Origin of the sequence: Pseudomonas sp. CAN1 (assembly GCF_030462585.1) — a bacterium.
GTDB lineage: Bacteria > Pseudomonadota > Gammaproteobacteria > Pseudomonadales > Pseudomonadaceae > Pseudomonas.
The window spans coordinates 1-6,312 of the sequence record NZ_JASMRU010000071.1 but is presented as its reverse complement, the minus strand read 5'-3'; the positions used below and the strand labels follow the sequence as shown (position 1 = coordinate 6,312).

Annotated in this window: 5 protein-coding genes; all 5 read left to right on the top strand. The window is 66.2% G+C overall.

Going from position 1 to position 6,312, the window contains the following annotated elements; all coding sequences use genetic code 11:
• A partial coding sequence (locus QO207_RS30925) for an ATP-binding protein (protein WP_301536063.1) occupies positions 1-1,178 on the top strand: 1,178 nt, incomplete at its 5' end.
• 348 nt (positions 1,179-1,526) lie between these two features.
• Complete coding sequence (locus QO207_RS30920; protein ID WP_301536062.1) at positions 1,527-2,564, top strand: polyamine ABC transporter substrate-binding protein; 1,038 nt, start codon at positions 1,527-1,529, stop codon at positions 2,562-2,564.
• A 148-nt stretch (positions 2,565-2,712) separates the two neighbouring features.
• The gene (locus tag QO207_RS30915; RefSeq protein WP_301536061.1) at positions 2,713-4,281 is read left to right on the top strand and encodes a PucR family transcriptional regulator; all 1,569 of its coding nucleotides are present in this window, start codon (positions 2,713-2,715) and stop codon (positions 4,279-4,281) included.
• A 157-nt stretch (positions 4,282-4,438) separates the two neighbouring features.
• Positions 4,439-5,722 (top strand): 4-aminobutyrate--2-oxoglutarate transaminase, encoded by a 1,284-nt coding sequence (gabT, locus tag QO207_RS30910; RefSeq protein ID WP_301536060.1) that lies wholly within the window; start codon positions 4,439-4,441, stop codon positions 5,720-5,722.
• A 34-nt stretch (positions 5,723-5,756) separates the two neighbouring features.
• Positions 5,757-6,312, top strand: a 556-nt coding sequence (locus QO207_RS30905) for an aldehyde dehydrogenase family protein (RefSeq protein WP_301536059.1), incomplete at its 3' end; no start/stop codon positions are given.

The window sequence follows — 6,312 nt, the reverse complement described above, 5'->3', positions numbered from 1 at the left end:
AGCGCGCGGAAACCGAGCAGGAAAGCCGTTTCCAGCAGAACCAGGCGAAGATCCGCCTGCGCGACGAGTTCTTCGCGATGATGTCCCACGAGCTCAAGCACCCGCTGAATATCATCCAGCTCAATGCCGAGCTGATCGCGCGCCTGTCCGCCGTGCGCTCCCACGCCGTGGCTTCCCGCGCCATCGAGGGCATCCAGAGTTCGGTGCGCAGCCAGGCGCGGATCATCGATGACCTGCTCGACCTGTCGCGGGTCAACACCGGCAAGCTCAAGCTCAACCTGGCGCCGGTGATCCTGCAGAACGTCATCGAGGAAGTGGTTGGCGCGCTGGCCTCCGACGCCCGTGACAAGGACCTGGTCATCGACCTGCAGCTTCCGGCGCGCGGCAGCGACCCGCTGGTGGCGGAAGCCGATCCGGTACGCGTCGAGCAGATCGTCTGGAACCTGCTGAGCAACGCGGTGAAGTTCACCCCGGCCAGCGGCAACATCCAGGTCAGCCTTGACCAGGTCGACGGCATGCTGCGCATCCAGGTGCGGGATGACGGCCAGGGCATTCCCGTGGAGGAGCTGCCGCGCATCTTCGAGCTGTTCGGCCAGGGCGATGACCGCCAGCACACCCACAAGCCGGGCCTGGGCATCGGCCTGGCACTGGTACGCGAGCTGGTGGAAGCCCAGCACGGCCGCATCGAGGCTTCCTCGGCCGGGCGCGGGCAGGGCGCACTGTTCAGCGTGTGGCTGCCGCTGTACCTGCAGTTCGACCTGCCGGTGGACACCGAACAGGAGGACGGCGGGCCCTTCAGCGGCGCCCGGCTGCTGCTGGTGGACGATTCCCCGGACATTCGCCTGATCATGCAGCAACTGCTGGAAATGGAAGGCGCCCAGGTCACCACCGCCGAGGACGGCGCGGCGGCCCTGGCCTGCCTGGAGGGGGCGAGCTTCGACCTGATCCTCTCGGACATCGGCATGCCCGGCATGGACGGCTACGAGCTGATGCGCCGAGTTCGCCAGCTACCGCAGCACGCCGCAACCCCGGCGGTGGCCCTGACTGGCTACGGCGCGGCGGCGGATGCGGAGCTGGCCAGCCAGGCCGGCTACAACGAGCACGTCAGCAAGCCGGTATCCCTGGAGACCCTGCAACGGGTCGCCCGGGAGCTGGGAGTCAGCGCCAGGCGGCCATAACCCCCGATTGTGGCTTGCCCGTCCTGGCCGGCCCGTTCTGGCAGCGGCCCAGGACGGGCGGCTGTCGCCTGCGGTACCCTGGCCAAAAGCCACTTCCCACTTCGACTACCAATTCCAGACACCAACCTGATACTTGAAGTAGATAGCGGCCAGCGCACGACTCTCCTAGGATCATTCGGGACAGTCGGATCCCGCCTGGCCGGTCACGCTGACGAAATCGCCGGTTTGCACCTGGCCCCATTGCCCCTGGCACTGCGGAAATACCCCACAAGAAAGCCGATCCGCCTGTTCCCCAATTCTGCCTTTTCTAATTCCAACAATGACTTGCAGCTTTACAGGAGCGCAGCAATGAAGGCAAAAGCACTGGCCCTAGTGGCCTTGAGCGGGTTGGCCATGGCCAGCCAGGCGATGGCGGCTGACAGCGTGACCGTCATTTCCTACGGCGGCGCCAGCAAGGAGGCCCAGGTGGGGGCCTTCTACAAGCCGTTCGAGAAGGAAACCGGCACCAAGCTGATCGCCGGCGAGTGGAACGGCGAGATGGCCAAGGTCAAGGCCATGGTCGATACCAAGAGCGTCTCCTGGGATGTGCTGGACATCGAGGACACCGACATCGTCCGCGGTTGCGAGGACGGCCTGTTCGAGAAGCTCGACTACGAGCGCCTGGGCATCAAGGAGCCGCTGGTGGAAGGCGCCAAGTCCGAGTGCGGTGTGGGCATCTTCGTCTGGTCCAACGTGCTGGCCTACAACGCCGACAAGCTGAAAGTCGCGCCCACCGGCTGGAAGGACTTCTGGGACCTGAAGAAATTCCCCGGCAAGCGCAGCCTGCGCAAGTCCGCCCGTGGCGCCCTGGAGTTCGCGCTGATGGCCGATGGCGTTGCCCCCGGCGAGGTGTACAAGGTGCTGTCCACGCCGGCCGGCGTCGACCGTGCGTTCAAGAAACTCGACGAGATCAAGCCGAGCATCCAGTGGTGGGAAGCCGGCGCGCAGCCGCCGCAGTACCTGATGTCCGGTGACGTGGTGATGAGCTCGTCGTACAACGGCCGCATCCACGCCGCGCAGGAAAGTGGCGCCAACCTGAAGATCGTCTGGGACGGCAACCTCTACCAGTTCGATGACTGGGCCATCCTCAAGGGCACGCCGAACCTGGACGCCGCCTACAAGTTCATCTCCTTCGCCATGCGCCCGGAGCAGCAGAAGCTCTACACCGAGAAGATGGCCTACGGCCCGTCCAACACCGCCGCAGCCGCCTTGCTCGACAAGAAGCTGGCCAACGCGCTGCCGACCGCGCCGGAGAACATGAAGAACGCGCTGCAGATGGACGTGGACTTCTGGACCGAGAACGGCGAGGCGCTGGAGCAGCGCTTCATGTCCTGGGCCAGCCGTTAAGCCCGGTTAAGCGATGCAACCGATCAGCCATGGGCGCAGGCCCATGGCTGAGGCTTTTGATTCGACCCGCCGCTGTTCCGCCAGAACCCTCGCCACGAGGGTTTTGTCGCGACTGGCCGGCGGGCTTTCCGCATTCTGAAGGGGCCCCATGAAGCTCGACACCGCCATCGAGAATACGGTTCTGCGCCAGGCAACTGTCGTCGCCGGGCGCGGCGCGATGGATCGCGAGATCACCTGGGTGCACATCGTCGACCACCCCGAGATCACCAACTGGCTGAAACCCGGCGAACTGCTGCTGACCACCGGCTACAACTGGCCGGAGGACGACCAGGCCAGCCGCGAGATGGTGCGCAACCTGAGCCGCATCGGCCTGGCCGGCGTGGTGTTGGCGGTGCCGTATTTCCGCGAGCACTTCACCCAGGCGGCCATCGACGAGGCCAACCGCTGCGACCTGCCGCTGCTGGAGTTACCCTGGGAAATTCAGTTCAGCGAGATCACTCACGATGTGCTGGCGCGGATCATCAACGTGCAGGCGGAAATCATCCGCCGCTCCGACCTGATCCACCGCACGCTGACCGCAGCCGCTATCGATGCGAGCAACCTGGAAGGGGTGGCCATCGCCCTGAACCAGGCGCTGGAGAAGCCGGCCACGATCGTCTCCGCCGACGGCACCTTGCTGGGCACGTCGCGACCGGATTGTGCCGAGGCCGAGGAGCGCGCGCTGATCGGCCGGATCACCCAGCGCCAGTCGCTGTTCAACGCCTTCCACGGCAACGCCCCGACGCTGTTCGATGCCGCCCACGGGCTGGCCACTGCGCGCCTGGGCTGCCCGATCCGCGCCCATGACGAGGTCATCGGCATCGTCTGGCTGGAGAGTGCCGGCGGCGAGTTCGAGGAGCTGGATTCCCGCGCGCTGGAGCATGCGGCGGTGATCGCGGCCCTGCACCTGACCCACCAGCGCGAGCTGTCCAACCAGGAAACCCGCCTGGGCTACGCCTTCGTCGCCGGCCTGCTGGAGGGCAAGTTCTCGGCAACGCCCAGCGCCATCGAGCGGGCCAAGGCCTCCGGCTGGAGCGAGAACCGCGACTACCGGGTGTGCCTGCTGCTGCTCGACGAGCCGATCCCGCTGGCGCTGGACGGCTTCAACCGCCGGGCTCGCAGTGCCGAGCGCATCGCCCAGGTGATGCAGGGGCTGGAAGTGGCGCCGCTGATTTCCGTGTCGCTGAACCAGATCAGCTTCCTGCTGCCCGCCGAGGTCTCGGCGGATGGTGTCTGGAAGGCGATAAAGGAGGAGGGCGGGGCGCTGGCGGTAAGCCGCGTGCATCGCGGCGCTTCCGGCATGGCGCTGGGCGCCGAAGACGTGGCGGCGCTGATGCCGTTGCTGCGCCCGGGCAAGCTGCACAACTTCGACGAGGTGCTGTTCCCACGGGCGCTGATGGGCGATGAGGATGCCCGGCGCATGCTGCTGGAACGGCTGATCGCGCCGCTGGAGAACCCCAAACGTGGCAACTCGCTGGTGGATACCGCGCTGTGCCTGGCGAGCGAGGGCTTCCAATTGCTCAATACCGCCAAGGCGCTGGACATCCACATCAGCACGCTGCGCTACCGCGTGTCGCGGATGGAGACGATCCTCGGTATCTCGCTGGAGAGCCCGGATGATCGCTTCCGGCTGCAGGTCGCCGCGCAGATGTACCGGCTGATCCATGAACACGGCTAGCGGCGCCTGATCATTCCCCGGTCCGGCGCGGGATTTCCTGGCGCCGGACCTTCCTACTTTCCGCCCTAAGTTTTCCGTGGATTCTCCTTCCTGGCGCAGGTATCTGGCGCCGGGAGCGGTGGATAGGCTTTCCCCACTGTCCGCAAAGGTGAAGCCCATGTCCTCCAATCCGTATTCGTCTGTCGCCGCCCGCAACCAGCACGTCTCCACTGGTGTGGCGGTCGCGCACCCGGTCACCCTCAACCGCGCCGCCGGGGCTTATGTCTGGGACGACCAGGGCAAGAAGTACCTGGACTTCGTCGGCGGCATCGGCGTGCTCAACGTCGGCCACAACCACCCGCGCGTCGTCGAGGCGGTGCGCAAGCAGCTGGAGCTGTTCTCGCACATCTGTTTCCAGGTGGCGGCCTATGACCAGTACGTCGAGCTGGCGGCCAAGCTGAACCAGCTGGTCGGCGGTGAAGAGCACTACAAGTCGGTATTCCTCACCACCGGCGCCGAAGCGGTGGAGAACGCCATCAAGATCGCCCGTGGCCACACCAATCGCCCCGGCGTGATCGCCTTCCGTGGGGGCTTCCACGGCCGCACGCTGATGGGCATGAGCCTTACCGGCATGAGCCAGCCCTACCGGCAGAACTTCGGCCCGCTGGCGCCGGACGTCTACCACGTGCCGTACCCGAACGAGTACCGCGGGGTGAGCAGCGAAAAGGCCCTGGAGGCCCTGCAGGAAGTCTTCGACACGCAGATCGCCGCCGACCGCGTGGCCGCCATCATCATCGAGCCGGTGCAGGGCGACGGTGGTTTCGTCGCTGCGCCCGTGGAGTTCATGCGCGCACTGCGCAAGAAGACCGAGGAGCTGGGCATCGTGCTGATCTGCGATGAAATCCAGACCGGCTTCGGGCGCACCGGCAAGCTGTTCGGCTTCCAGCATTCGGGTATCCAGCCGGACCTGGTCACCGTAGCCAAGAGCCTGGCCGGCGGCCTGCCGATTTCCGGCGTGGTCGGCCGCGCGGCGATCATGGACGCACCGAAACCCGGCGGCCTGGGTGGCACCTACGGCGGCAACCCGCTGGGCTGCGCCGCGGCGCTGGAGGTGATCAAGATCTTCGAGAGCGAAAACCTGCTGGAGCGCAGCCAGGCCATCGGCGCGCAACTGCTCGAAGGCTTCCGCGCGCTGGAACCGCGCTTCCAGAGCATCGGTCAGGTACGCACCATCGGCGCCATGGCGGCGGTGGAGTTCGTCGCCGACCGCGACAGCAAGGCCCCGGATGCCGCCCTGGCGCAACGCATCATCGATGCCGCGCGGGAAGAAGGGCTGCTGGTGATCAAGTGCGGCGTGTACCGCAACGTGGTGCGCTTCCTCTGCCCGTTGGTGATCTCTGAACAGGACGTCGCCGAGGCACTGCGCATGTTCGAGCGTGCGCTGGTGGCGGCGAACGCATGACGCAGGCCCACATTCTTCGCTGGAGTGATGATTCGTGAATGATTCGATAACTGTTGCCCCCGGCGCCGACTGGGAGCTGCCGTCGCTGGCCGGTGGCCCCGCCGCAGGTGGCTTCTACGAAGTGATCAACCCCGCTTCCCAGGCGGTGTTCGCCCGCGTTCCCGACTGCGGCGCGGCAGACGCCGAGCGCCTGTTGGAGGCTGCCGTCAGCGCCTTCGACAGCTGGAAGCAGACAACCGCCTTCCACCGCAGCCAACTGCTGCGCAAGTGGTTTGACCGTATCGTCCGCGGCGCGGATGAAGTGGCTTCGGCGATCAGCCAGGAGATGGGCAAGCCGATCAAGGAAGCCCTCGGCGAGGTGATGTACGCCGCCGGTTTCGCCGAGTGGTACGCCGAGGAGGCCAAGCGCGTGTATGGCGAGACCTTCTCCAGCCAGCACGAGCACAAGCGCCTGTACGCCAGCCGGCAGCCGGTGGGCCCGGTGTTCGTGCCAGCTGACGCTACGACTTCAACCTGCACCGAACGGTCCCCTCTCCCTTCGGAGCGGGGCGCGCAGCCAGGGTTAGGGAGAGGGCAAGCGCACACGAATC